This window comes from Streptomyces sp. NPDC007896, from assembly GCF_042959425.1.
Classification (GTDB): Bacteria; Actinomycetota; Actinomycetes; order Streptomycetales; family Streptomycetaceae; genus Streptomyces.
The window spans coordinates 109,919-133,122 of sequence record NZ_JBIBKX010000024.1; the positions used below are offsets into that span (position 1 = coordinate 109,919).

General features: G+C 68.9%; 21 protein-coding genes and 7 pseudogenes. 9 read left to right on the forward strand and 19 right to left on the reverse strand.

Annotated features, from left to right (window positions below):
- The first annotated feature begins 130 nt into the window (after positions 1-130).
- Positions 131-898 (forward strand): SDR family NAD(P)-dependent oxidoreductase, encoded by a 768-nt coding sequence (locus ACFZDJ_RS48005; protein ID WP_391068964.1) that lies wholly within the window; start codon positions 131-133, stop codon positions 896-898.
- Between the two features lie 46 nt (positions 899-944).
- Here the strand turns inward: ACFZDJ_RS48005 and ACFZDJ_RS48010 are convergent, their stop codons facing one another.
- Positions 945-1,553: a TetR/AcrR family transcriptional regulator gene (locus ACFZDJ_RS48010; protein ID WP_385376510.1), complete on the reverse strand. Its 609-nt coding sequence runs from the start codon at positions 1,551-1,553 to the stop codon at positions 945-947.
- A gap of 160 nt (positions 1,554-1,713) precedes the next feature.
- Here ACFZDJ_RS48010 and ACFZDJ_RS48015 point away from each other — a divergent pair, with 160 nt between their 5' ends.
- Complete coding sequence (locus tag ACFZDJ_RS48015; RefSeq protein ID WP_391068967.1) at positions 1,714-2,166, forward strand: iron chaperone; 453 nt, start codon at positions 1,714-1,716, stop codon at positions 2,164-2,166.
- A 201-nt stretch (positions 2,167-2,367) separates the two neighbouring features.
- On the opposite strand, the gene ACFZDJ_RS48020 is transcribed toward ACFZDJ_RS48015, so the two are convergent.
- The 6 genes from ACFZDJ_RS48020 to ACFZDJ_RS48045 form a co-directional block, all read right to left on the reverse strand.
- Positions 2,368-3,273 carry a YncE family protein gene (locus ACFZDJ_RS48020; protein ID WP_391068970.1) on the reverse strand — a complete coding sequence of 302 codons (906 nt, stop codon included), beginning with the start codon at positions 3,271-3,273 and terminating at the stop codon, positions 2,368-2,370.
- On the reverse strand, positions 3,270-4,259 hold the full coding sequence (locus tag ACFZDJ_RS48025) for a 3-hydroxyacyl-CoA dehydrogenase NAD-binding domain-containing protein (RefSeq protein WP_391068973.1): 990 nt from the start codon (positions 4,257-4,259) through the stop codon (positions 3,270-3,272). The genes ACFZDJ_RS48020 and ACFZDJ_RS48025 overlap by 4 nt, the downstream gene beginning before the upstream one ends.
- 344 nt (positions 4,260-4,603) lie before the next feature.
- The gene (locus ACFZDJ_RS48030) at positions 4,604-5,836 is read right to left on the reverse strand and encodes a CoA transferase (RefSeq protein ID WP_391068976.1); all 1,233 of its coding nucleotides are present in this window, start codon (positions 5,834-5,836) and stop codon (positions 4,604-4,606) included.
- Positions 5,837-5,841: 5 nt separating this feature from the next.
- Positions 5,842-7,068, reverse strand: a complete 1,227-nt coding sequence (locus ACFZDJ_RS48035) for an acyl-CoA dehydrogenase family protein (protein WP_391068979.1) — start codon at positions 7,066-7,068, stop codon at positions 5,842-5,844.
- A gap of 283 nt (positions 7,069-7,351) precedes the next feature.
- Positions 7,352-7,729 (reverse strand): helix-turn-helix domain-containing protein, encoded by a 378-nt coding sequence (locus ACFZDJ_RS48040; RefSeq protein WP_391068982.1) that lies wholly within the window; start codon positions 7,727-7,729, stop codon positions 7,352-7,354.
- Positions 7,730-8,035: a DJ-1/PfpI family protein gene (locus ACFZDJ_RS48045; RefSeq protein WP_391068985.1), complete on the reverse strand. Its 306-nt coding sequence runs from the start codon at positions 8,033-8,035 to the stop codon at positions 7,730-7,732.
- A gap of 26 nt (positions 8,036-8,061) precedes the next feature.
- Between ACFZDJ_RS48045 and ACFZDJ_RS48050 the strand changes: the two are divergent.
- Positions 8,062-8,322: pseudogene (locus ACFZDJ_RS48050) on the forward strand (hypothetical protein); the annotation flags it as partial.
- Between the two features lie 72 nt (positions 8,323-8,394).
- On the opposite strand, the pseudogene ACFZDJ_RS48055 reads toward ACFZDJ_RS48050, so the two are convergent.
- Together ACFZDJ_RS48055 and ACFZDJ_RS48060 are read right to left on the reverse strand one after the other, a co-directional pair.
- Positions 8,395-9,084, reverse strand: a pseudogene (locus ACFZDJ_RS48055) (transposase); the annotation flags it as partial.
- 191 nt (positions 9,085-9,275) lie between these two features.
- Positions 9,276-10,424, reverse strand: coding sequence for an FAD-dependent monooxygenase (locus tag ACFZDJ_RS48060; RefSeq protein ID WP_391068987.1), 1,149 nt, complete (start codon positions 10,422-10,424; stop codon positions 9,276-9,278).
- A 175-nt stretch (positions 10,425-10,599) separates the two neighbouring features.
- Here ACFZDJ_RS48060 and ACFZDJ_RS48065 point away from each other — a divergent pair, with 175 nt between their 5' ends.
- Together ACFZDJ_RS48065 and ACFZDJ_RS48070 are read left to right on the forward strand one after the other, a co-directional pair.
- Positions 10,600-11,217 carry a TetR/AcrR family transcriptional regulator gene (locus tag ACFZDJ_RS48065; RefSeq protein WP_168504126.1) on the forward strand — a complete coding sequence of 206 codons (618 nt, stop codon included), beginning with the start codon at positions 10,600-10,602 and terminating at the stop codon, positions 11,215-11,217.
- Between the two features lie 82 nt (positions 11,218-11,299).
- Positions 11,300-11,497: pseudogene (locus ACFZDJ_RS48070) on the forward strand (transposase); the annotation flags it as partial.
- A 122-nt stretch (positions 11,498-11,619) separates the two neighbouring features.
- Here ACFZDJ_RS48070 and ACFZDJ_RS48075 read toward each other — a convergent pair.
- Both ACFZDJ_RS48075 and ACFZDJ_RS48080 read right to left on the reverse strand, forming a co-directional pair.
- The gene (locus ACFZDJ_RS48075) at positions 11,620-11,883 is read right to left on the reverse strand and encodes a hypothetical protein (RefSeq protein WP_391068990.1); all 264 of its coding nucleotides are present in this window, start codon (positions 11,881-11,883) and stop codon (positions 11,620-11,622) included.
- Positions 11,884-11,963: 80 nt separating this feature from the next.
- Complete coding sequence (locus tag ACFZDJ_RS48080) at positions 11,964-13,247, reverse strand: MFS transporter (protein ID WP_391068993.1); 1,284 nt, start codon at positions 13,245-13,247, stop codon at positions 11,964-11,966.
- Positions 13,248-13,380: 133 nt separating this feature from the next.
- Between ACFZDJ_RS48080 and ACFZDJ_RS48085 the strand changes: the two genes are divergently transcribed.
- Both ACFZDJ_RS48085 and ACFZDJ_RS48090 read left to right on the forward strand, forming a co-directional pair.
- Positions 13,381-14,316: a LysR family transcriptional regulator gene (locus ACFZDJ_RS48085; RefSeq protein WP_385388340.1), complete on the forward strand. Its 936-nt coding sequence runs from the start codon at positions 13,381-13,383 to the stop codon at positions 14,314-14,316.
- A gap of 152 nt (positions 14,317-14,468) precedes the next feature.
- Positions 14,469-14,750 (forward strand): annotated as a pseudogene (locus ACFZDJ_RS48090) (transposase); the annotation flags it as partial.
- A gap of 288 nt (positions 14,751-15,038) precedes the next feature.
- On the opposite strand, the gene ACFZDJ_RS48095 reads toward ACFZDJ_RS48090, so the two are convergent.
- From ACFZDJ_RS48095 to ACFZDJ_RS48110, 4 genes and pseudogenes are all read right to left on the reverse strand, one after another.
- The gene (locus tag ACFZDJ_RS48095) at positions 15,039-15,947 is read right to left on the reverse strand and encodes a hypothetical protein (RefSeq protein WP_391068996.1); all 909 of its coding nucleotides are present in this window, start codon (positions 15,945-15,947) and stop codon (positions 15,039-15,041) included.
- Positions 15,948-16,035: 88 nt separating this feature from the next.
- Positions 16,036-17,016 carry a pyridoxal-phosphate dependent enzyme gene (locus tag ACFZDJ_RS48100; protein ID WP_391068998.1) on the reverse strand — a complete coding sequence of 327 codons (981 nt, stop codon included), beginning with the start codon at positions 17,014-17,016 and terminating at the stop codon, positions 16,036-16,038.
- A 73-nt stretch (positions 17,017-17,089) separates the two neighbouring features.
- Positions 17,090-17,212: a hypothetical protein gene (locus ACFZDJ_RS48105; RefSeq protein ID WP_391069093.1), complete on the reverse strand. Its 123-nt coding sequence runs from the start codon at positions 17,210-17,212 to the stop codon at positions 17,090-17,092.
- Positions 17,192-17,501: pseudogene (locus ACFZDJ_RS48110) on the reverse strand (IS256 family transposase); the annotation flags it as partial. The pseudogene ACFZDJ_RS48110 and the gene ACFZDJ_RS48105, both read right to left, overlap by 21 nt.
- A gap of 404 nt (positions 17,502-17,905) precedes the next feature.
- Here ACFZDJ_RS48110 and ACFZDJ_RS48115 point away from each other — a divergent pair.
- A complete protein-coding gene (locus tag ACFZDJ_RS48115) occupies positions 17,906-18,451 on the forward strand; it encodes an AAA family ATPase (protein ID WP_391069001.1) in 546 nt (181 codons plus the stop codon).
- A gap of 31 nt (positions 18,452-18,482) precedes the next feature.
- On the opposite strand, the pseudogene ACFZDJ_RS48120 reads toward ACFZDJ_RS48115, so the two are convergent.
- Positions 18,483-18,611: pseudogene (locus ACFZDJ_RS48120) on the reverse strand (AAA family ATPase); the annotation flags it as partial.
- 31 nt (positions 18,612-18,642) lie between these two features.
- Positions 18,643-19,191, reverse strand: a complete 549-nt coding sequence (locus tag ACFZDJ_RS48125; RefSeq protein WP_391069004.1) for a hypothetical protein — start codon at positions 19,189-19,191, stop codon at positions 18,643-18,645.
- 342 nt (positions 19,192-19,533) lie between these two features.
- Between ACFZDJ_RS48125 and ACFZDJ_RS48130 the strand changes: the two are divergent.
- Positions 19,534-20,487 (forward strand): annotated as a pseudogene (locus ACFZDJ_RS48130) (phosphotransferase family protein).
- 245 nt (positions 20,488-20,732) lie between these two features.
- On the opposite strand, the gene ACFZDJ_RS48135 reads toward ACFZDJ_RS48130, so the two are convergent.
- Together ACFZDJ_RS48135 and fabV are read right to left on the reverse strand one after the other, a co-directional pair.
- A complete protein-coding gene (locus ACFZDJ_RS48135) occupies positions 20,733-21,464 on the reverse strand; it encodes an HAD family hydrolase (RefSeq protein ID WP_391069007.1) in 732 nt (243 codons plus the stop codon).
- Between the two features lie 305 nt (positions 21,465-21,769).
- Positions 21,770-22,978, reverse strand: coding sequence for an enoyl-[acyl-carrier-protein] reductase FabV (gene fabV, locus ACFZDJ_RS48140; protein ID WP_391069096.1), 1,209 nt, complete (start codon positions 22,976-22,978; stop codon positions 21,770-21,772).
- Between the last annotated feature and the right edge of the window lie 226 nt (positions 22,979-23,204).

The window sequence follows — 23,204 nt, forward strand, 5'->3', positions numbered from 1 at the left end:
GCGGTGCAGAAACTACGTGCGCAGGCGGGCCCGCTGCGCGCGGCTACCCGGGCTGCTGCCTGAACGGCCGAAATCCCGTCCAAGGACAGGCCCTGAGAAGAACACGCCGTCCCATAGCAAGGAGCTGGTCATGAGCGAGTACGCCACACACCAGAAGATCGCGCTGATTACCGAGGCGAAGAAGGGGATCGGCCGTGCGGCTGCCGAGCAGCTCGCTTTACTGGGCATGACGGTCCTGATCGGCGCCAGAGACCCACGGCGTGGCGAGGATGCCGCTGGGGCGGTGCGCGCGGCCGGCGGCAACGCGCACGCGGTCGTCCTGGACGTCACCGACCAGGCCAACGCCCGGGCGGCCGCAGAGCAGATCGAGGAACGCTTCGGCCACCTCGACGTGCTGATCAACAACGCCGGCATCACCGGCTCCGGGCAGGTCTCACCCGAAGACGCCCACGATCAAGTCCCGAGCTCCGTCGACCTGGACAGGGTCCGGGCGGTGTTCGAGACCAACGTCTTCGGGGTGATCGCGGTGGCCAACGCCATGCTCCCGCTGCTGCGACGGCCGCTGGCGCCACGCATCGTCAATGTCAGTAGTGCCGCCGGGTCGCTGACCATCACGAGCGACCCGGACGGCCCGCTGGCGGCTCTGCCGACGTCGGCCGCGTACGCACCCTCCAAGACCGCACTGAACGCGCTGACCGTGCAATACGCCAATGAACTGCGCAAGAACGGCATCCTCGTCAACGCCGCCGACCCCGGCTACGTCGACACGGAGATCAACAACCACAGCGGGTACCTCACGGCCGCGCAGGGCGCCTCGGTCTTGGTGCGCCTGGCCACGCTCGGCGCGGACGGGCCGACCGGTGGGTTCTTCAGCGAGGACGGCCCAGTGCCCTGGTGATGCTGACCGTGGACAGCGGCTGCCACAACGGAGTCGCCCCGCAAGATCAATCATCCGACAGGCCCTGGTCGGTGGTTCCGTAGGCGGCCATGAACATGTCCAGCAGTCCGTCGATCGCGTCCTCGTCGATGGGGCGGGTCGACAGCAGGCTGCGGTAGTACAGAGTGCCGCACAACACCTCGGCGGCGAATTCCAGGTTCGCTTCTGCGGCCAGTTCACCGGTGTGTTGGGCGCGGGTGATCCGATCGAGGGTGCTCTGCTCGACGGTGACCAGGAATCGTTCGTGCAAGGTCGCCCGCAGCGTGGAATCGGCCTGCGCTTCTGCGATGACCGCACGGTAGATGGGGCCGATCGGCGGACTTGAGAGGGCGAAGCCTGACCGTAGGAACTGTTCGCGCAGATCACTTCGGACGTCCCCGGTGTCGCGGTAGTCCAGGTCCCTGGTCCACACACGACTCAGCGCGTCGAGCAGCAGCGCCGCCTTGGACGGCCAGCGCCGGTAGATCGTGTGTTTTCCGACCCCGGCCCGCCGGCCGACGGCCTCGATGCTCAGGCCCGCGTAGCCGACCTCCGCAGCCAGATCGAGGGTCACCCGCAGCAGCTCTTCGGTGCGCGCTGCACCTCGGCGCCGTGGCGTGGCTGGCGTGTCGGTCATGGCCCCACCTTATCGGCACGCAGCGTGCCGTTGACAATGCCGAGGACTGCGCGCAGCATTCAGAACCGATCGGCACGGTGCGTGCCGATGATGGACTGACGGCGTGTCGCCACACGCGCCCAAGATCCCGCCACATCGGATCAACAAAGGAAGATCTGCCATGACCAGCACCGACAGCAGCACGCACGAGGGATTCACGGCCGAGGAACGGGCCGCGATGAAGGACCACGCCCAAGAGCTGAAGACAGCAGCGCGCCGCGGCTCGCGCACGGACAAGGCCGCGGAGGCGGAGCGGGACGTGCTCGCGAAGATCGCCGAGATGCAGGACTCGGACCGGATCATGGCCGAACGCGTCCATGCCGTCATCACAGCCGGCGCCCCGGTCCTCGCGCCGAAGCTCTGGTATGGGATGCCCGCCTACGCGCTGGACGGCAAGGTCGTCTGCTTCTTCCAGAGCGCGGCGAAGTTCAAGGCGCGCTACGCGACGCTCGGGTTCAGCGACCAGGCGAAGCTGGACGAGGGCACGATGTGGGCGGCCGGTTTCGCCCTGACCGAGGTGACGCCCGAGGTGGAGGCGCGAATCAGTGCGCTCGTGAAGCAGGCGGTGAGCTGAGCCGCGCCCGGGGCCTGCGGCCTTTTCGCGCGCTCGGCGGCCTGGCGCTACTGATACGGCATCTGCTGTGCCTCCTCACCGACGGCGTCGAGGCACCAGGCTGAGTACAGCAGGCGTCGAGTTCCACCCACTGGTTCGGCCATGTCTGGCAAGGAGCGCCGTCCGCCCGGAGGACACCGGGCGGGATGTGCCAGACACGGCCTAGCCCCTCGTTCCCGTCGGCAGCGCGGCACGGGCGATGCCGGTGAGGTTGCCCTGCAGGAAGAGGATCTCCTTCTGGTTCGATCCGTTGAGATCGGCCCCATAGACGTTCCCGCCGAGGTCGGTCACGTACATGCGGCCGTGGTCCGGATCAAGGGCGAGGCCGATGCCTTCCATGAGGTGGGTCAGCAGGATCTCGGGTGTCCGCTGCCCTTCCGGCGCGTCCATCGGCGCGCGGTTCACACTGTTGCCCCGCGGCGGGTCGCCGCGATCCGTCCAGTACAGCATGCGCCGCGTGAGGTCGAGCTCCAGGTCGATCGGCTCGGGCAGCCCCTCGAACAGCACCTCGATGTCGCCGCGTTCGGCCGCTCTCTCCCCGGCGGGCAGGTCGATTCCGGCGCGCAGGATCTTCCCGAGTCCCGCGTCGCTCGGGCCCTTCTGTGTCCAGTAGAGGTGTCCGCCGACCGGGTCGACGGCGACTCCCACGCACCACCTGGTCTCGTCGCGGCGGTCGTCCTCTCCCTGTCCCGTCTGTACGAGGGTCTCGACGTTGTGCCCGTCGAGGTCGCAGCGCATCACGCGCATGCCTTCGCGATCACCCCAGTACAGCTTCCGGCCGGCGGCCTCGAGGTGGAGTTGCTTCGGCGTATGCGTGCCACCGCTCGGGACGATCGTCGTCCGGTGGCCTCCGTCCAGGTCCACGCGTTCGATCGAACCGTCGTTCTCCGGCGGACGGCCCATGTTCGTCCAGTAGATGTGCCCGGCCAGGACATCGACGGCGACCCCGTCCGGGATCCTGCACCCACTGACGATGACCTTCTTGTCGGAGCCGTCGGGGTTCACGGAGAACAGGCGACCGCCACTACTGGCCTCGAGCACGAACAGTCTTTCCTGGCGCCGCGTCACGATTCCTCCTTCGCCGGGCGACCGGCTGCGGCGTTCCGCGGACCATGCGGGTCATGCTCGGCCCGCACGGCCAGCAGGGCGGACAGCATCGCGTCGCGCCCGGCGGCCAGCTCATCGACCGAGCGGCCCTGCGCCTCCTGCAGGACGCCGCCCACGATCTTCTCCTTGAGCTCGGGCGTGAACTCGGGGGTGCCCAGGTCCTGCCAGGACGCCACCATTCGCGGCATGAGAGTGTCCATGAAGTGCTCGATGCCGCCTTCTCCTCCGCCGAGATGCCACAGCAGATGGGGACCCATGACGCCCCATCTGAGCCCCGGCCCCCAGGACACCGCGTCGTCGGAGTCCACCACGTCGAGCACTCCCTCTTGGACCAGGTACACGACCTCTCGGTACAGCGCGGCCTGGATACGGTTGGCGACGTGCCCGGGAAGCTCCTTCTTGAGGTGAATCGGCTTCTTGCCGATCGCGGCGTAGAACGCCATGACGTCCCGGATCGTCTCCGGGGCGGTCTTCGTCCCGCCGACGACCTCGACCAGCGGGACGATGTGCGGCGGGTTGAAGGGATGACCGATGACGGTCCGCTCCGGACGCCGGCATTCGGCCTGGATGACGCTCATCGTGATGCCCGAGGAACTCGACGCAATGATCGCGTCCGGCGGCGTGGCGTCGTCGATGTCGGCGAACAGCTTGACTTTGAGTTCCGGACGCTCCGGCGCGTTCTCCTGGACGAAATCGGCGTCCGCGACGGCCTGACGCATGTCCGTGGTGAAGCTCAGGCGATCGGGCGACGCCTCGGGCGCGAGCCCGATCGAAGCAGCCGTGTCCCATGCCGCCTCCACATACGACCGCAGGGCCGCCTCCGCGGTGGGGCCGGGGTCCGTCGCCGTCACGTCGAAGCCTCGGACGAGATAGTGCGTCGCCCAGCTCGCACCGATCGTGCCGGTGCCGACGATCGCCACGCGGTGGACGGGCTTGAGTGCGTTCATGACTGGTCACTGCTCCTGAAAGTCGGACACGGGCTGCGGGGAAAAGGCGGCTGAGGTGGCCGGCATCAGCGGCCTCGCCAGGCGGAGGCACGTTTCTCGGCGAACACCCGTACGCCTTCCCGCTTCTTGACGGCTGCCAAGGCAAGCGGTGCGTTCCGCGCGACGGGGCCCACCGGCTCTCGGGCCCTCCAGCGCGGCGCCGGGCGGGGTGAACGCACGAACGAGCCGGTACTCCCTGCCTTCGGCGGCCCTCAGCCGCTCGCCCGTAAGCGGTACGCGCGGCAACGTGATAGCGAAGGAGGGGCGCTCGTGGAGCACTACGCCGGACGCGTCGGGCGCCGCGCTCATCGCGCCCCCTCCGCTTCCGCCGGGTCGGGAATCGCTCCCTCGGCGCGCAGCTCGGCGATCTCGGCGGGGCCGAATCCCAGCTCGGCGAGGACCTCGTCGTTGTGCTCGCCCAGGTCCGGCGCCCGCTTCGCCGGGACCTTCGCGACGCCTCGCACGTTGACCGGGCTGTTGACGGTGTACTCCAGCCCGCTGACTCCTTCCAGCGGCACGACGATGTCGTTCGCGCGCAGCTGTGGATCCCGCGCGGCCTCCTCCGGTGTCTGAATGAGGCTGTAGGTGACGCGTTCCCGGGTCAGGGCGTCCTTCCAGTGGGCGAAGGGCCGCGAGCGGAACTCGGCGTCGAGCAGCTCGGTCAGCGCGGTGGAGTTCTTGACGAAGCCCTCGATGTTCGCGAAACGGGGATCCTCGAGCAGCTCGGGGTGCCCGATGGCCCGTGTCAGTCCCGGCCAGTGCGGGGCTGAGGTGACGAGCATGAACCACTCGCCGTCCGCGGTCCGGTAGGGGTTGATCAGCGGGTTCGCCGGTGCCTTCCGGTCGTGCAGCTCGAACGGTGTGCCGTCGGCGAGCGCGCCGGCCACGAGCGTTCCCGTGGCCCAGACGCCCTCGGCGAGCAGCGACGTCCCGACGCTCGCCCCCTGTCCCGTCCGCTCACGACGGTAGAGGGCGGTCACGATCGCCGCGTAGATCCCGATCGCCGACATGTAGTCGCCGCTGCCCCAGACCGGGACCGTCGGCGGAGCCCCCGCGTCCCGGGTGGAGGCCAGCAGCCCGCTGCGCGACCAGTAGGCGGTCAGGTCGAAGCCCGGCTGCCCGGCATCGGAACCGGCATCCCCGAAGCCCGTGATGTCGGCGTAGACGACCCGCGGGTTCCAGCCCGCGACCTCGTCGTAGCCGAGGTGCAGCTTCTCACGTGTGCCGTGCGGGAAGTTGGTGATCACCACGTCGGCCCACTCGACGAGGCGTTTGAGGATCTTGGTGGCCGCCGGCGACTTCAGGTCGATGACCATCCCGCGCTTGTTGCGGTTGGCGAGGTGCCAGCTGTAGTTGGCCTGTGCCCGGGGGCTGGGCGGCACGGAGCTCAGCCCCCGCTGAGGGTCGCCCTTCCCCGGTGGCTCGATCTTGATGACGTCCGCTCCGAAGTCGGAGAGCACGGTGGCCGCGGCCGGTCCCGCGATGAAGCTGGACGCGTCGAGGACCTTCAGGCCGGTGAAGACGGACTCGGTGGTCATCGTCGTCACCTCACGAAGGCGCTCAGGCCGTCGGTGACGGCACGTCCGACGATGAGGGTCTGGATCTCCCGCGTGCCCTCGTACGAGTAGATGGCCTCGGCATCGGCGACGAAGCGGCCGACCTTGTAGTCGAGGAGGATGCCGTTGCCGGCCAGCAGCTCCCGCGCCCACCCCACGTTCTCGCGCATCCGCACGGTGCAGTAGGCCTTGGCCAGGGCGGACTGTTCATCCCGGAATACCCCGGCGTCCTGCAACTGGGCAAGCCGCGCCATCATCCCGCACGAGGCCGTGGCGTTGCCGAGCATCTTCACTAGCAGGTCCTGCACGAGCTGGAAGCCCCCGATCGGGCGCCCGAACTGCTCGCGCTCCTTCGCGTACTGCAGGGCGATCTCGTAGGCGGCGAACATCACTCCCACGGCCTGCCACGCCACCCCGCTGCGCGTCTGGCGCAGGATCTTGGCGGTGTCCTTGAACGAGTTCGCGTTCTGCAGCCGGTTGGCCTCCGGAACACGGCAGCCGTCGAGCACGATGTCGGCGTTCTGCACGATCCGCAGCGCCATCTTGTTCTCGATCTTCGTCGCGGTGAATCCAGGGATGTCCTTCTCCACGACGAAGCCCAGCACATGACGGGTCTCGACATCGCGGGCCCAGATGACGACCAGGTCGGCGAACGTCGCGTTTCCGATCCACCGCTTCGCGCCGTCAATGATCCATTCGTCGCCGTCGCGGCGCGCGGTCGTGTGCAGGCCTCCGGCCACGTCGGAGCCGCCGTGCGGCTCGGTCAGCCCGAAGGCGCCGACCTTCTCGAAGCGGCTCATCGGCGGCAGCCACCGCCGCTTCTGTTCGTCGGAGCCGCAGGTGAGGATGGTGCCCATGGCCAGACCCGTGTGCACGCCCACGAACGTGGCCACGGACGCGTCGACATGCGCCAGCTCCAGCGCGAGGAAGCCCGCGAGGAGGTTGCTCGGCTTGGATTCCGGGGAGTCCGGGTCGGCCCAGTCCATAAGACCGAGCCCCCCGAAGCCCTCGATCAGCTGGAAGGGGAACTCGGCCCGGGCCCAGTGGTCGTCGACGATCGGTGCGACCTGCGTGCGGAGAAACTCGCGGACGGACTCGAGCTTCTCCCGCTCCGCGTCCGCCAGCAGGTCCTCGTAGGCGTAGAAGTCCGCGGGCAGCTGCCCTTTGTCCAGGTAGGGACCGGATGGTGTCGGCAAGGTCGTTGCGCCGCTCATGGCAATCTCCCTCAAGCGCTGCGGGGCATGGCTCGGAGATCCGTGCCCGTCAGCACTCTCCGCGCCTGGCATTTCGGTTCTCCGGCGTGATTAAACGCGGATCCCGAGCCGGTCCCCCGGACCCGCGCCGCGCAGGGGTGCCGTTGTCGCCGCGGACCACTCCAGTGGCCCGTCCCGGCCCGTGTGGGAGAGGTGACGGAGGTCTGCGAGATGCGCGCCGCATACGGGATCCCGTGCATCGGGTGCGCTAGATCCTGGTCCGTCCCACTGCCGTCGCGGCGGGTCAACACAGGGCCCGCGACAAGCGTCCGGCCCGGGCCAGGGAGGAGATGGACACGCTCGCCGGTGCCGGCTCTCCTGTCCGCTCCCCCATCTGACGCCACCGTTGCACCGACCGCACGCGGGCACGTAACTCCCTCGCGACCGCGTCACAGTCGTACCCCTGGGCAAACAACTCGGCCGCCTGCATGCGAATCCGCTCGCGAAACGCCCGTCGTTCCGCGGTCAGCCCACCACCTTGCATGGATTCGGCCGGATAACACCCGCAACGCCGCGCGGGGGTGGCGCGAGCGGCGGGCGATGACGCGAGAGGGTCCGTCAGTGCTTCGGGGCGAGAGCGGGGTGGCCGCCGTACGCGGAAAGCTCTCGCCGGTCTTCTCATTCAGCTCGGTCTCCAGCAGCCACGGTGCCCTGGAGGCAATTCCCCGATGGCCTCCTCTTCTTCATCGGTGAAGCACGTGACCCGGTAGCCCTTGAAGGGCGACTCGCCGTGGATCCTGGTGGCCAGCATTGCGAAGGGAGCGTGGCACACGACCGCGAGTGGGTTGCCCGAGGCGAGCTGCGCCGTCAGCAGCCGTCCCACGTCGGCGTCGAACGCCAAGTCCGCCATCGGACCGTGACCGCCGGGCAGGTACACCGCGTCGTAGTCCTCCAGGCGGACGTCCGACAGCTTGAGGGGCCGCCACATTGTCTCCGCGGACCGGATGATGGCCGACGGGCATGTTCGAGCGTGCCATGGGGACAGGCGTGCGGATCGTACGGGTTCTGCTCACCGCGTCAGACACCACCGCCGGCGAGCGGTTGGCGGGCCGGGATCTCGGCTCAGAACTGGGGCAGGAGTTGAAGGCGAGCGCCCACGAGGCACGGCTCTTGGACGAGCGGGCAGCTGCTGACACTGTGCGGGTGGCGACGGACGGGCGGCCCGTCGCGGACGTCGCCCGTGAGGTGGTGGCCGCTACCGGCTGGGGCGGTTAGCACTCCGCCGGCACATCGTGGGCTTCACGTGCGGGCCTCGGCTTGTCGCCGGCAATGGCTGGTGGGCTGGACGACGAGGGTGCTGAACAGGCGCTGCATCTCGTTGCAGGACAGCGGGACCAGGCCGTCTGGGGTGGGCCTGCGAGCGTGTTCCTCGGCGTGACCGCTGCCAGGAAGGCGTGGGCGAGCATCACGAGGGTGACCCAGCGGATCCAGGAGGGGTGGCGGCGGACCTGGTGCTCATCAAGGCCGGCCAGCCCTTTCTCACTCTGGAAGGTCTCCTCCGCACGCCATCTGGATCTGGCGAGCTTCACCAAGGCGGTCAGCGGCACCGGATCGGGTGAGTAGCAGCGGCAGCAGGCGAGTTCACCGGTGGTGCGGTTGCGGCGGATCAACAGCTGGCGGTGGCCCGGCGCCGGGTCGGCATGATCGATGACACCGCAGTCGTAGGACCGCTGTTCCTTCCTGCCGCGTCCGGCCGAGAGCTTCTGCCACGCCCGCTCGGGTACCTTCTGCACCAGGGCATCGGCGCGGAACGTGCCTGCGTCGGTGCGCACTTCGGCCGAGCAGGCCACCGCAAGCGCATAGCCCAGGCCACGTTCTCGATGGCGGCCCGCAGCTTCGGGTTGCCGCCGTGGACCTCGTCGCCGGTGACCCAGCCCACTTGGTGTCCGCGTCCAGGAACTGTTCGATCACCTTCCTGGTCAGTTCCGGCTTGGTCACGAAGGCAGTGTCCTGTCCTCGCCGAGCCCCGCGGCGCCGTCGCAACTCGCATGAAGGGGTTGTCGCATCGGGGATCGTCGTCGCCTGGTCCGGCGACGGTATATCGGTGTGTCGGCTCGCTGCGGGCGCGGGAGAGCCGCTCGTGCAGTGCCTCTGCGTCTGCGTCTACGTCCGCGCCCGCGCCCGCGTCTGCGCGACCCTTCACGCGGTCTCGGTCGCCGTGCGCGATGTCAGGGCTGGGCCTGACCGAACCGCGCGGTCTCGTCGGGGTCGGGCACGGACAGAAGATGCTCAGCGCCGCCTTCGAGCGTCTGGGCTATGTCGGCCGAGCGCGGGAGCATCGACTTCTCGTAGCTGCGTACAGCGTCGTCGATGGTGGAGGACTGGACGAGTGCGAGCGCGAGTTCGCTGGCGTCGAGCATGGCGAGGTTGACGCCGACGCCGAGCGGTGGCATGAGGTGTGCGGCGTCTCCCAGGAGTGTCACGCGGGGCGAGTGCTCCCATGTGTGCGGCACCGGCAGGGCGAAGAGCGGACGATCGACGTAGGGGCCGTCGTTGTCGTTGATCATCCGGAGTGTCTGCGGCGACCAGGCCGCGTACTCGCTCAGCAGATGCGCGCGGATGCCCTCGGTGTCCTCGGGGCGAAGCCCGTTCGCCGTGATCCAGTCCACAGGGACGCGCTGCATGATGTAGACGCGCATGTGGCTGCCGCTGTTGCGCTGCGCGAAGAGGCCGCGCTCGCCGTCGGCGACGTGGGCGCTGCCCTTCCCGACCAGTTCGGAAAGCTCGGGGTGCGCGGTCTCCATGTCGTCGAACCATGCCTCGAGGAAGCTGACCCCGGTGTAGCGCGGTGTCGCGGGCGACACGGCCGTGCGGACGCGGGAGAAGGCGCCGTCCGCACCGATCACGAGATCCGCCGCAGCTGTCGTCCCGTCGGAGAACGTCAGCGTTCGCGGCCCGTCGGCCGGTCCGCTCACTGATTCGAGAGTGCGTCCCCACTGGACCGTCCCGGCGGCGAGTGAGCGCAGCAGGAGATCACGGAGCTGTCCGCGGTCGATCTCGGGACTGACCGTTTCGCCCTCGCCCGGCAGATGGTGGGCAAGGACGCGCCCCGCAGGGTCCATGCGGCGCATTTCCTGGCTCTCGAGCCTGGCGAGCGCGAAGAACTCCTCCAGGAGGCCCGCTTCACGGAGTGCGAGCTGGCCGTCTTCCTTGTGCAGGTCGAGTGAGCCTCCCTGGTTGCGGGAGTTCACTTCTGGATCGCGGTCGTACACCGTCACCGGAATGCCGTGCTGCTGCAGGATGCGTGCGCACGTGAGGCCTCCCGGGCCGGCACCGATGATGCTGATCCGCGCGTCTACAGGCGTCGGAGAGTCCACGGTGGATTCCTTTCGTCGGTGGGGTTCCGGGTGACGCCGCGGCGCGGCGATGACCGGTGCCGCGACTCCCACCGGGATGCGGCAACCCCCGTGGAGACCACCAAAGCAGAAACGAGTCCATAAGTGCAACCGTTACAGTTTCTGCTTCATTCCAGTTGTGGGGTACAGTGACGCCATGCCCGACTCTCCGACCGTTGGCCGTCGCGAGCGCAAGAAGGCCGCAACGAGGCAGGCCATTGCCGACGCCGCCCTGGAACTCTTCCTGGAACACGGCTTCGAACAAGCCAGCGTCCGCGACATCGCCGAAAGAGCCGACGTATCGACGACGACCCTCTTCGCGCACTTCCCGAGCAAAGAGGCACTGGTCTTCGACCGCGAGGAGGAAGTTGAGGCAGCCCTGACCGCCGCCGTCCGCGAACGGCCCAAGGACCAGAGCGTGGTCGAGGCGCTCCGCGCCCACGCGCTGAAGTCCTGGGTGCCGATCGCGTCAGATCCACGTCTGCATCAGCTCACCGCACTGGTGGACCAGACGCCCGCGCTCCGCGAGTACGCGGAGCGGATGTGGATGCGGCACGCGGGCACCCTCAGCACCGTAATCGCGGAGGAACTCGGCCGAGAAGCGGACGATCTCGCATGCTCAGCACTCGCACGGTTCGTCCTGGAAGTCCCGACCTTGGCCAAGGGCCGACACGATCCACGCTCGACCGTGGAGACAGTGTTCGACCTGCTGATCCACGGTTGGCAGTCACAGCACGATTCCGGGGATGCAATCACAGGCTCTCGCAAGAGCTGACACATCGAGTTGGATCGGCCCTGACGGTCGTGTGCTGGGCTGGTAGTTGGGCGTTCGGTCCGGTACGCGGACAACGCCGTGGATGCCGCTGCCGGACCGAGAGGTGCCGTGCGGGATCTTGTACGTACTGCTCACCGGCATCCAGTGGGTGTACCTGCCCAAGGGACTCGGCTTCGGCTCGGGCATGACCTGCCGGCGTCGGCTGCGGGACTGGAACGAGGTCGGCGTGCGGCGGCGACGGCACAGGGTCCTGCTCGCCGAGCTGCACGCGGCTTCGCGGTGATGGCGACATCCGAACCCGGCTCTGCACGCGGCTTCGTGATCAGGTGCATCGGCAAGTGGGCGCTGTCCCTCCCCCTGTCAGTAGGCTCGCGACGTCGCGATGCCCCGGACGAGGTCTATCTATATGCTCCAGCGTGGAGCAACGTGATCGCAGTCGCGGGAAGGTTGGTTCAGGTCATGGTCACCAATGACCTCCAGGCCGGAACTCCACGGGCGGGTAAGGCCGACGGTGACAGCGTCGAGGTCCTGACGGAGGAGACCGGCGAAGCCCTGCATCGGCTTCGAAGCGTCCTGCTCGGCCTGGCGGATCCACTCCAGCAGCGGGTATCCGCGCCGGTGGCGGACGCGATGAGCGATGGCCACGGCGGAGGCCGTCGCGCTCATCTCCGAGCTGTACGCGGAGGGGTGGACCGCTGCGAGGAAGGGTGGTGTGGCCCGATCGCGGTGACGGCGGTGGCGGTCCGTCAGGCGCGACTCGATGTCGGCGATGTCGGCTCCGGCTCCGGCTCGGCGAGAGGCACTGCCGCGCGACGGGGACGCAGCAGCGGGGTCGCCAGAAGGAGCACGCCGGCCAGGCCGATGGCCGTACGCGGGCCGAGCAGGCCGCCCAGCACGCCCCAGACGGCGGTCAGGAGCGCGGTCGAGGCCTTGGTCGTCACCGTCCAGGCGGACAGCGTGCGGGCGACCCGGTCGGTCGCGGTGCGCTCGAGGCGGTAGGTGGCGTAGACGGGGTTGAAGACCCCGCAGCAGAAGATGAGCCCGAGCTCGACGCCCATCACCAGCAGCAGCCCTCCGGTGCCTGGCCCCAGGAAGGCCAGGCCGACGGGCCAGATCGCGCGCAGCGCCCCGACCACGACCAGGACCTGGTGCTGCCCGAACCGGGTGACGAGCGGTCGGGCCAGCCGTGAACCGAACAGTCCGCCGATCGAGGGCGCGGCGAAGGCGAGGCCGTACTGCCACGGTGCGAAACCGAGTTGGCCGAGCATCAGGACGGCCAGCAGCGGCTGGGAGGCCATCACCAGGCCGTTGAACAACGCGGTGTTGAACAACAGCGGACGCAGCGTCGCGTCGGCGAGGATGTACCGCCACCCGTCGAGCAGGTCCCCGGCCCGCATGCGCGCGACCTCCCGACGTTCGGGCAGCGGCTCGTGCCCGCCCGTCGCGCGGATGCCCAGGGCCGAGAGCAGGTAGCTCAACGCGTCGGCCGCCACCGTCGCCACCGGACCGAGGAGCCCGATCGCGGCGCCGCCCAGCGGCGGTCCGATGATCGTGGTCGTCCAGGCCGTGGACTCGAACCGGGCGTTGGCGACGAGCAGGTCCTCGGCCGGCAGCAGCGTCTTCAGGTACGCGCCGGAGGCGGCGCGGAAGGTGATGTCGGCAGCCGCGACGACGACCGAGACCAGCAGGAGCTGAAGGAAGGTAAGCATGCCGAGAGCGAACGCGGCGGGGATCGTCAGCAGTGCCCCGAACCGCACCAGGTCCATCGCGATCAGCACCGGCCGCTTGCGGCGGAACTCCACCCACGGGCCGAGCGGCACCGCCACGGCCGCGCCCACCGCAGCCCCCACGGAGGAGAGCGCGGCGACCTCGGCCGACCCGGCATGCAGCACCTGGATGGCGATCAGCGGGAACGCCCCGAAGGCGAGCCACGTGCCGAGCGCGCTGGTCCCGTATGCTCCCCACAACCACCCGAACCTCTGCCCCAGCCGTGGTCCGAGCAGATGTCCCAGTCGGTGCCCGCTCTTCATTCCCGCCGCCCCTCGCCACTCACCCGCACAACCGATCCGCGATCGGAAGCATCAAAGCGAGCACCACACCCTGGGATCAAACAACCGCGGCATCTGCAGCCACAACCAACGGTTGTACCCATAGGCTGTCGGCATGGATCTCGACACCGTCCGGACCTTCGTCGCCGCCGCCGACGCGGGGCAGTTCCAGGAGGCCGCCGCCGAGCTGGCGGTGACCCAGCAGGCTGTCTCCAAGCGCATCGCCGCGCTGGAGCGCAACCTCGGCGTGCGGCTGTTCACCCGCACCGCGCGCGGCGCCGAGCTCACCATCGACGGGCAGGCGTTCCTGCCCCACGCGCGCGAGCTGCTGCGCGTCGCCGAGCGCGCGGTCACGTCCGTGCGCACCGGCCGCCGTCCGCTGCGCGTCGACGTGATCGCCTCGCGTGGCGCGGCGGCGGGCCTGCTGCGCGGCTTCCACCGCGCGCACCCCGAGATCGACCTCGACGTGGTGATGCTGTTCGACATCGAGACGGCCGTCGCCGCCATCCGGTCCGGTGCGATCGACGCGTCCTTCCGCGCCGTTGCCGCGCCCGGTCGGCCCCTTCCCGAGGACCTCGAGTCCGTCCGGGTGGTCGACGAGCCGCTCCAGCTCCTGACCGGCCCCGCCCACGCGCTGGCGGGCGCCCGGTCGGTGACTGTTGCCCAGCTCGCCGGGCACCGGATCTGGATGCCCGGCATCGTCCCCGGTACCGAGTGGGCCGCCTACTACGACGACCTCGTCGCCGAGTTCGGCCTCACCATCGAGGCGACCGGCCCCAACTTCGGCTCCGACGCACTCCTCGACACCATCGCCGACACCCCGGCCCTGGCCACCTTCATGGGCGGGCAGACCCGCCTCGTCTGGCCCGCCGGTCACGGCCTGCGCCGTATCCCGGTGACCGACCCGACGCCCGTCTACCCGCACTCGCTCCTCTGGCACCGGGACAACCCCCACCCAGCGCTGCCCACCCTCCGCGCCCACCTCGCCGCCACAGCGGCCGGCCACGACGCCGCCGGGACCTGGGCGCCGGGCTGGGTGATTCCGCGCTGAACGCCGCCGCGCCTTCGACCATCGTGGCCGGATCGACGGACGGTGACTCGGGGGCGGGCGTGGCGTCATCGGCACGCTTCTGCTCTCTCCCTCCGTATCCTCACAGCCTTGACGGTGATCAAGGCTGTGAGCTGGCGATTCAGCTCAGGAACCCCAGATGGGTTCGGACGGGCCGGGCCTACTCGAAACTTCACCTGGTCACTGACGGCCACGGCACTCCGCTCGCGGTCCCGCTGACCGGCGGCAACCGCAACGACGTCACGCAGATGCTGCCTCTGCTCCACACGATCGGGCCGGTCCGCGGCCGGGTGGGTCGTCCGCGCCGCAAACCTGACCCACTCTTCGCCGACCGCGGCTGCGACCATGACGTCTGCCGCGAGGTCCGCGCCCGCGGCATCGTGCCCGCGACCGCACGCCGTGGTACGGCGCCGGGGGGCGAGGTGCACGGATGCGAGGCGGCAGCCCGGGCCGTGGCGGGCGAACTCCGCGGTGAGATCGTGTGGTTGACCGGGCGGTGGCGCAGGCGGAGGACCGGCTGTCCCGCCTGGAGATCACCCGCGAGACGCCGACCGTGATCCTCGGCGAGGCCGTGCGGATGAGGAGTCTTCGGAGCCGGGGGTCGAAAGGGGGCTGCAATGGAGGGCGGTACCGGCCACGAACCCCCAGCAGCCCGTTCGGATGACGGCGGAGAACACCGCCTCACCGATGCGGCAAAGACCCGGTCAGTCTCCTCCGGGGCCGTCGAGATCGACCGTCGGCTTGTCCCAGTCGGCCTGGATCCTGTCGTCGATGCGTTCGAGCACCGCGGACCCGAAGAGCGCGACCGCCATGGGAACCGTGCGCGGGTCGTACGCCTCCGACGCCGGCCGCGTCGCCGGATTGAGATCCGCGTACCGTTCACGCGCCAGGTGGAGCGCCAGCTCCCCTTTGGCGGTTCTGGCGGGCAGCCTTCGCGGAAGGATCTGGTCGCCCGGAGCCGACGCCGCCGCCAGCGTCAACGCGCCGCTGAGGAACGCCAGTACGGCTCGGACCCAGGCCTGGTCGAGGACCAGTACGGTCACCACTGGCACCGCCACCGCCGCGGCCGCCGTCGACCACCAGCCCCGGTGCCGCTGCCCGCCGCCGGGAACGAGCTCTCCCCGATGCCGCCCATAGCCTTCACTGATCAGCCGAGCCTCTGCCTCGTCCATAAGGCGGTAGGCGTCCGGCAGGGCCCACAAGTAGTGGCCCTCCCAGTCGGCCGGGCGGAGGGCCGAGCTGGACACAGGCTGCGGTGCAGCCGCGGCCCACAGTTCGCGCTCGAACTCGTCGGCGCCTTCGGGCAACGGGCCGCGAGCGACCCAACGCTGTGGGCTGGGTCCTTGGGGCGATGTCCGGTGCAGCACCCCATCGGCCACGAGCCTGGCCACTGCCGCCTTCTTCGCCCACGTGGCACCCCCCAAGCTCAGCCAGCCCATCTCCAGTGGACCGAGTCGTTCCACGGCAGCCGGTTCGACGAACGCGCTGTGCCGATCCTCTGCCACGAACGCCTCCAGCCGGGAGTCTTCGGCATTGGCGCGCGCGATGCCGTCAAGCGACACGGCCGTCAACGCGATCACCAGATAGCCCGCGAGTATGAGCCAGTCCGTCATACAGGCCAGTATCCCCCTGCCACAGTGCTTGACCAGTCCGCTCACTCACAACGAGCTACCCCCAACTCGCCTGCTGCCTGAGCCATTGTCAAGACCTGTGGATGGGAGCCGCGCCGACCCAGCGGTGGTAGGCGTCTACGTCGACGTTGCTGCCGCACACGATGGTGACGACGTGTCGGCCGGCGAAGCGGTCACGGTCTTCGAGGATCGCCGCGATGCCGAGCGCGGCCGAAGGTTCGACGACGAGGCCGGCGTGGTCAAGGAGCATCCGCATACCGGCGATGATCGACGCCTCCTGGACCAGGACGGCGTCGTCGGCGACCAGGAGGAGGTCGTCCAGGACGGCCGGGATGGGACGCCGGCCGGCGACGCCGTCAGCGATGGTGTTGGTCGAGTCGGTGGTGACGACACGCCGCCTGCGCCACGAGTGTGTCAGCGCCGGTGCGCCCAGCGGCTGGACACAGATCACCTCGACCTCGGGTGCCAATGCCTTCACCACATGACCCACGCCGGTGGCCAGCGCCCCACCACCGAGAGCAATCAGGACGGTGTCGAACGACGGCGCGGTGTCCACCAGTTCCAGGCCGATGGTCGCCGCGCCCTCGCAGGTCTCGATGTCCAGGCTGTCTTCGACCAGCCGGATGCCGTCGTACCGTGCGATGGCCGCCGCCCGCTCGCGTGCCATCTCGTGATCGCCGTCCACCAGCTCCAACCCGGCGTCCAGTGCGCGGATGCGATCAAGCTTGGCCCGGGTCGCAAAGCGGGATGCCACGACGGTGACGTCGAGCCCCCGGCCGCGACCGGACCACGCGAGGGCTTGGCCAAGGTTCCCCGCGCTCGCGCACACCGCGGCTCGCGAGCCCTTGTCGGCCAGCAGGCTCGCGACTACCTCGGTGCCGCGGGCCTTGAAGCTGCGGACCGGGTTCGCCGTTTCGAGCTTGATGCTCACCGCGCACCCGAGGCCGGGCTCCAGCGCCTCGCAGCGGTACAGCGGAGTGTCGAGAAAGACCGGGTCTATTACCCGGCGGGCCGCCCGGATCCGAGCAGTGTCGAGACGCGTCTCCAGCACGACACAGCAGCGTAGCGCCACCGGCGCTGGTTCCGTGAGCAACTGTCAGGAGTTGTACGTAGGTTGAGGTGTGTCACGTTGCGGCGGGCTCCTCGGGGCGTTCGACGAGGTGACCGTTCTCGAAGCGGGCGCAGGCCCGGACGAGGGCGACGAGGTGGGGTGCGGTGAGCGCACGCCAGCGCTCCAGCGCGGGCACGAAATCCCCCGAGGACAGGCCGTGCAGGTAGAGAGGTAGCGCAGCGGCAGCACCTCGGAGACCTTCGGCGACTTGCGGCACCAGGAAGGCAGGATCTTCGAGGAGAATCGCTTGTCCTCGCCGGTCGCCTCGTCGACCCGTCGGTCGTCGACCCGCGGCGCCTTCACCTTGACCGGTCCGGCGGCCCTGGTCACCGCGAGTTCGCGGTGGTAGCAGTTGCGGACCGCCAGCCGACGGTCCCCTTGTCGCGCTGCTCACCCAACTCGGCTATGTAGGCGTTGACTTCGGCCTACAGGGCACAGGCGCGCTTTCCCCACCCGCGCTGCTACGCGGGCCTACTCGATGACCAGAAATCGATCACTCGGGAAGGTTCGCCGCCGGCCGTTGTCAGACATGGCGTGCTCTTCCCTTCGATTTCCGCGGGCAGATGCTCGGCGGTCACTGGGCCGCCTGGGCTTCGGTGGTGTCCAGGGAGGCGAGTTGGCGGCCAAGGGCGGGTCAGAGCCTGCTCTGGTGGCCCGTTGGCTTCGGCAAAGTGAACCAGTTCCGCTTGACAGCGGGATTCGGCCCTACTCAGCGATCTTCCGGGCCTGATCTGACAATGGAATTTGGCCCCGCTCAGGTCGCGCGGCATGCTGATCCGACACGCCGGGTTCGACGCGCGGGCCTGGCAACGGGGTGGGGAGGATCGCGTTGATCATCTGGGTGAACGGTGCGTTCGGCAGCGGGAAGACGACGCTGGTGGACGAGTTGCGTCCTCGTTGGCCCGAGGTGCTGGTCTATGACCCGGAGATGGTCGGCTTTGTGCTGCGGGAGATCGTGGAGGTGCCGACTGGCGACTTTCAGGATCTTCGGTTGTGGCGGCGGCAGGTTGCCGACCTGGCGGTAGGGCTGATCGAGGAGTACCGCCGCCCGGTCCTGGTCCCCATGACCGTGGTCAACTCCGTCTACGTCGATGAGATTTTCGGCGTGTTGAAGAACGCGGGCATCGACCTTCACCACTTCTTCCTCAAGGTCTCTCGAGAGGTCCTGGAGAAGCGGATCGACGGACGAATCTTCTTCCCTGATGATCCCGAGCGAGAGGAGCGGGTCCGACGCTGGGCCAAGGACAGGATCGAACCGTGCATGGCCGCGGTCGGCACCCTGCCCGGCGACACGGTGTTCCTGGACGGAGAGCTGACTCCGCCGGAGTTGGCCGACCAGGTGTTGGCCCGTATCGGCGCGGGTTCGAACAGGTAGGACGCCCGGGAGCGTGATCGCAGAGACGCGGTCAGCCGCCGACCTGCTGGTTCTTGGCATGCGGGAGGCGGTATGAATCGGTACCGGTCTCGATAATGTTGCCGCCAAAGGTGAGCCGGTCGACGGTGACCGCGCAGAGCCTGGTGTCGGCGTACACCTTTAGTTGCTCCACGGAGTGCAGGTGAACGTGCTCAGGGCTGAATGGGCTGGCCTGGAGGCCGGGTGGGGTCGTAGTGCGTGCGGGCGAAGGTGTCGTTCGCGCGGTGGACAGTGTCGGGTCGCGGCGGTGCCGGCCAGATGCTCAGAAAGTGCACTTCCACAGGGGTGTCGCCTTCGTGCGCATCGCCTTCATCGCGTCCGCGTGCCTGGACGCGGACGCGGTACCAGCCGGCCCCGGCCGTGGCGAAGTTCCCGGCATCCTCCTCGACATCCCCGCCCCACCGGAACAGCCGCAGGATGCCACTCGTGCTGCAGATGCTCACGTCCACTACGGTCTCCCACTCCTGCCCCGGCAGAAGTGGTTCATCCGCGCAGTGCTGGGTGGTCAGGCGTATCCAGCCGGTGTGCGTGCCCGCGAGCACCGTGAGGTGTTCCGGGCCCCCGGCTGCCAGGCTGTTTCCCGCGAAGATCCGCCCGACCGTGTCGGTGTCGTCGTACTCGCTGAGGAAGTCGTCGCCCTGCAGGTAGTACTGCCCATAGGAGACGAACATGCGATCTGAAGTCCACGTCGTGTAGCGCATCCACCCGATCATGCCCTGCCCCACTGACAGTGCTGAAACAGCCCCGCACCCGGCTTGGTGTCCTTGGGTAGCCGCGCACGTTCATCTGTACCTGGCTGTGCATATTGAGCCGCACGCCGGCACCTGGGGTCGGTGACGGTCTCCTCATAAGCGCAGATGGGCGTGCCAGACCCCCTGTCTCCGGTGTGATCCGCCGGACAGGCCCTGGCCAGGCTGTGGCCACGGCTCGATGCAGGCACCTGAACGGTGTCTGCGGCAACTGTGAGAGGAGCAGAGCGGCGTTGCCATCGCCTCCAGCGAAAGCTTTTGCGCGTGCCGCCATCCGGATGATGAGGTGGCACGGTGACCAACCACGATGAGGCGGCGGCTGTCCGACCGTTGACCCTGGCTGGGTGAGCCGGCACCTGGAGGTCGGCGAGCGGATCGTCAAAACCGAGGCGCTGCAAAGCGGCATCACTGCCGAGGTGCGGAAGCTGATCATAGGCACGCGGGACGGAGGCACCCGCGACCTGGTACTCCGGACCTTCGTCAACGTGGAGCACGCCGAGGACTGGCTGAACAGGGAGGCCGGCGCCCTGACCCTGCTCCTGGGGACCGGCGTGCCGGCTCCTGGACTGGTCGCGGTTGATCCGACCGCCGCGCATTGCGCGTGTCCATCGCTCCTTATGACACATCTGGCGGGCCGGACGGTCCTCGACGATGAGGGATGGGAGACGCGAGTCCCTCTGCTGGCCCGTCAACTCGCGGCGATCCACGCGTTGCGACCCACCGAGCGGCCCCGGGAGTATGTGGCGTGGACGACCGCCGACACCGTCGTGACTCCGAAGGGCGCCGACGCGGCGTCATGGGCCGCGGCGATCGACGTGATCCGCAAGCCCGCTCCGCCCTATGAAGGGCGATTCCTGCACCGGGACTTCCACCCCGGCAACGTGCTGTTCGACGTGCCGCCCCCAAGGCGGGCAGGTGCCCGGATCACCGGCGTCGTCGACTGGGCAGCGACCTCCTGGGGTCCGGCGGATCTCGATGTGGCGCACTGCTCCACCAATCTCGCGCTGCTGCACGGTCCGGCGTGGGGTCTGCGGTTCGCTGATGTGTATGAGGAGGCCGGTGGGGTGCTGGCCGCGGCCGCGAGCGAGCGGCTGTACTGGCGGGTGCGGGACGCGCCGGCGTTCTCAGAAGGAGTGCGGTTGGTGGCGCAGCCATGGCGGGAGGCTGGGAGGACAGAGCTGACGAACGTGAGCCGTCGAGGAGCGGCTGGATGTCTATGTCACCTCCCTGATGGACGCGCTGGGCTGAGCCAAGACAACCGGGGGCGCGGGTACGGCGGCGAGCGCCGGGACCGTCTTCCACGTCCGGCAGCGGAGCCGATCGCACACCGGCACCGGGTCACCCCGAGTACGGACTGGCTCCCGGCCGACCGCTCTGCGACGACCCCGAATCCAACGGCGATATGGCTCGCCGTAACGGCTCCCCGTGATCGCTGCCAGGGCCCAAATAGCACCGCCCTAGCCACGCTCACTTACGACGGCCGTGAGAGCCGGTCAGGCGTTGGTGCGTGATAGGTGGTCGGGGAGGTCGGTGAGCCGTTCGATGCGGTGCACCGTCTCGTCGGCCGTCGGCGATGGCCCACCGGTGACGAAGTCGATGCCGCGGTCCAGCCAGATGCCGGTGAGCCCGGCGAGGGCGGCTGCGTTCACGTCGCTTTCCAGCATGTCGCCCACGTTGACCGCCTGCGCGGGGTCCGTCCGCATCCACCGGCAGGCGGTGGCGTAGGCGACGGGCTTGGCCACACCGAGCTCGGTCGGGGTCAAAACGGCTTCGAAGTATTCGAGTAGGCCGAAGCGGGCGAGCTTGGCGCGCTGCTGCTCGGGGTCCCCGTTGGTGAGGACAGCCAGACGCGGTCCTCGGGGAAGCCGTTTCAGGTTCTCCAGGCAGGGCTGGACATCGGGATAGCACCGCCAGGACTCCTCGAACACGGTGAGGTAGCGCTCGGCGATCCAGGCGTCCAGAAGGTCGGGATTTTCCGGAACCGGCTCGCCGAGCATCGGCAGGAAGGAACGGAGCCTGCGTCGGTGGTGCTCAGCGAACGAGCACTGACCGGCCAGGTATTCCCGCATGTGGCGCGCCTCCAGCGTCCACCACAACGTCACCAACTCCTCCGGTGGAGCCGCCGCGTTCGGCGCGGCCTGGACGATCTCGCCGATCGCTTCCCAGACCGCGCTTCGATGATCGACCAGGGTGCCGTCCAGGTCGAAGAAGACCACATCCGCCATAGGGTGATCATCTCGTGATGCCTGTCCCTGACGCCAGAAGTAGGCAGGTATCGCGATCTTCATCTCGGGACGGTTGTCCAGGTGGTCGCGACAGGGCGAACGTCGTCTGATCCGAGCTCATCTGCATGAAACTCCAGCGCGGCGTCCACCGCTCCGTCCCCGCCTTCGAACGCGACGTCCACGCCTGGTTCAAGTACTGGAACGCCAGCCCCCGCCCCTACGTAGGGCACAAGGCCGCCGACCAGTTCCTCGACAGCCTCGTCAGTGACTGCCGCCGCATCAATGGCCCAGGTCACTGGTGCTGGTCAGATGGTGGGGGTGGGCCACGGGACGTCGGTTTCGACGGGGGCGGTGTAGTCGACGCCGGGGACAGAGAAGCCGTAGAGGCGGCGGACTTCGTCGCTGAACCAGTCGAGGTCGGCGAGTTCGGTGATGGTGTTGCTGGTGGCGGCGTTCCAGCGTTCGGCGACGGCGTTCTGTGCGGCGGGGGCAAGTTCCCAGGTGTCGAGGCGGACCCGGCCCTCATCGTCGAGGTCGAGGGGTCGGGCGCCAGTCAGTTGGTCCCACAGCTGTGTCAGTTGTCCGATCGGGTTCACCATGGCGTCGCCGAGGACGCCGCGCAGCAGCCCGATGTACAGGGCGATGCCGGGGATGGCGGTGGAGGACTGAGTGACGGCAGCGGCGTTGACCGAGGTTACGGCCCGGCCGCCCAAGGTCTTGCCGAGACGCTCGTCCAACGTGCGTGCGGTGGCTTCGAGATGGGCCTTTGCGGCGCCGATGGTGCCCTGCCTGTAGATCGCCGCAGTGAGTGGCGAACCGATGTAGGACAGGGCGGCGGTGGTGAAGCCGTCGGCGAGCAGGGACCGGCCGGCCAGGAATGTGATCCACCGTTCCCAGTCGGTGCCGCCCATCACCGCCACGGTCTGCTCGATGTCGTCGCCCTCGGCCGGCGCGGTGGTGACCTCCTTGACCTCCGGGGCGCCGTACTCGTCGAAGACGAGGGTCTTGGTGGTGTACGGCGAGCCGACCGGCTTGAGGACCGAGGCATACACGTTGCCGGTGTCCGGGTCGGTGCGGCGAGGCGCGGCCACCGAGTAGATCAGGAAGTCGAGTCGTCCCCCGAACCGCTCGGCGAGGAGGTCGGCAACCTGCTCCTTCATCGCGTCGCTGAACGCATCGCCGTTGAGGAAGACCATGTCCCGCCCGTGCTGTTGGGCGAGCCGGGCGGTGGCGGCGGTGCGATACCAGCCGGCCGTGCCGGTGCGGCGCGCGGGCGCCTTCTCGAAGCACACACCGATGCCTCGGATACCGACGCGGGCCAGGCCCGCGATCGTAGCGGCCAGGCCATACCCGGCGGACGAGCCGATGACCAGAGCCACCGGCCCTTCGCCCTCGGCGGTGACCGGGGCGGGGACGGCCTGCCACATCTCGTCCACCAGCTGTCGGCAGCCGCCGGGATGGGAGTCGAGGAACAAGAAGCCCCGGCTCTTGGGCACAATGACGCGTTCGCTCACGTGTGGTGTCCCAGGTGTCGTCACGGACAAGGACGCGGCGGCCACCTCGGCCACCCCGCCCTGCAAGTCTGCGGCCGCGCTGATGAACACGGTGATCTTGACCGGCACAACGATGTCCAGCCGGGCTTGGAGGGTTCCCACTAGCTCCAGCGGGGACAGCTGGCGGCACCCAAGTCCCATCCCGCGGAGTACGGACCGCACCTGCCGACCGGCGGGAACGTCTCGA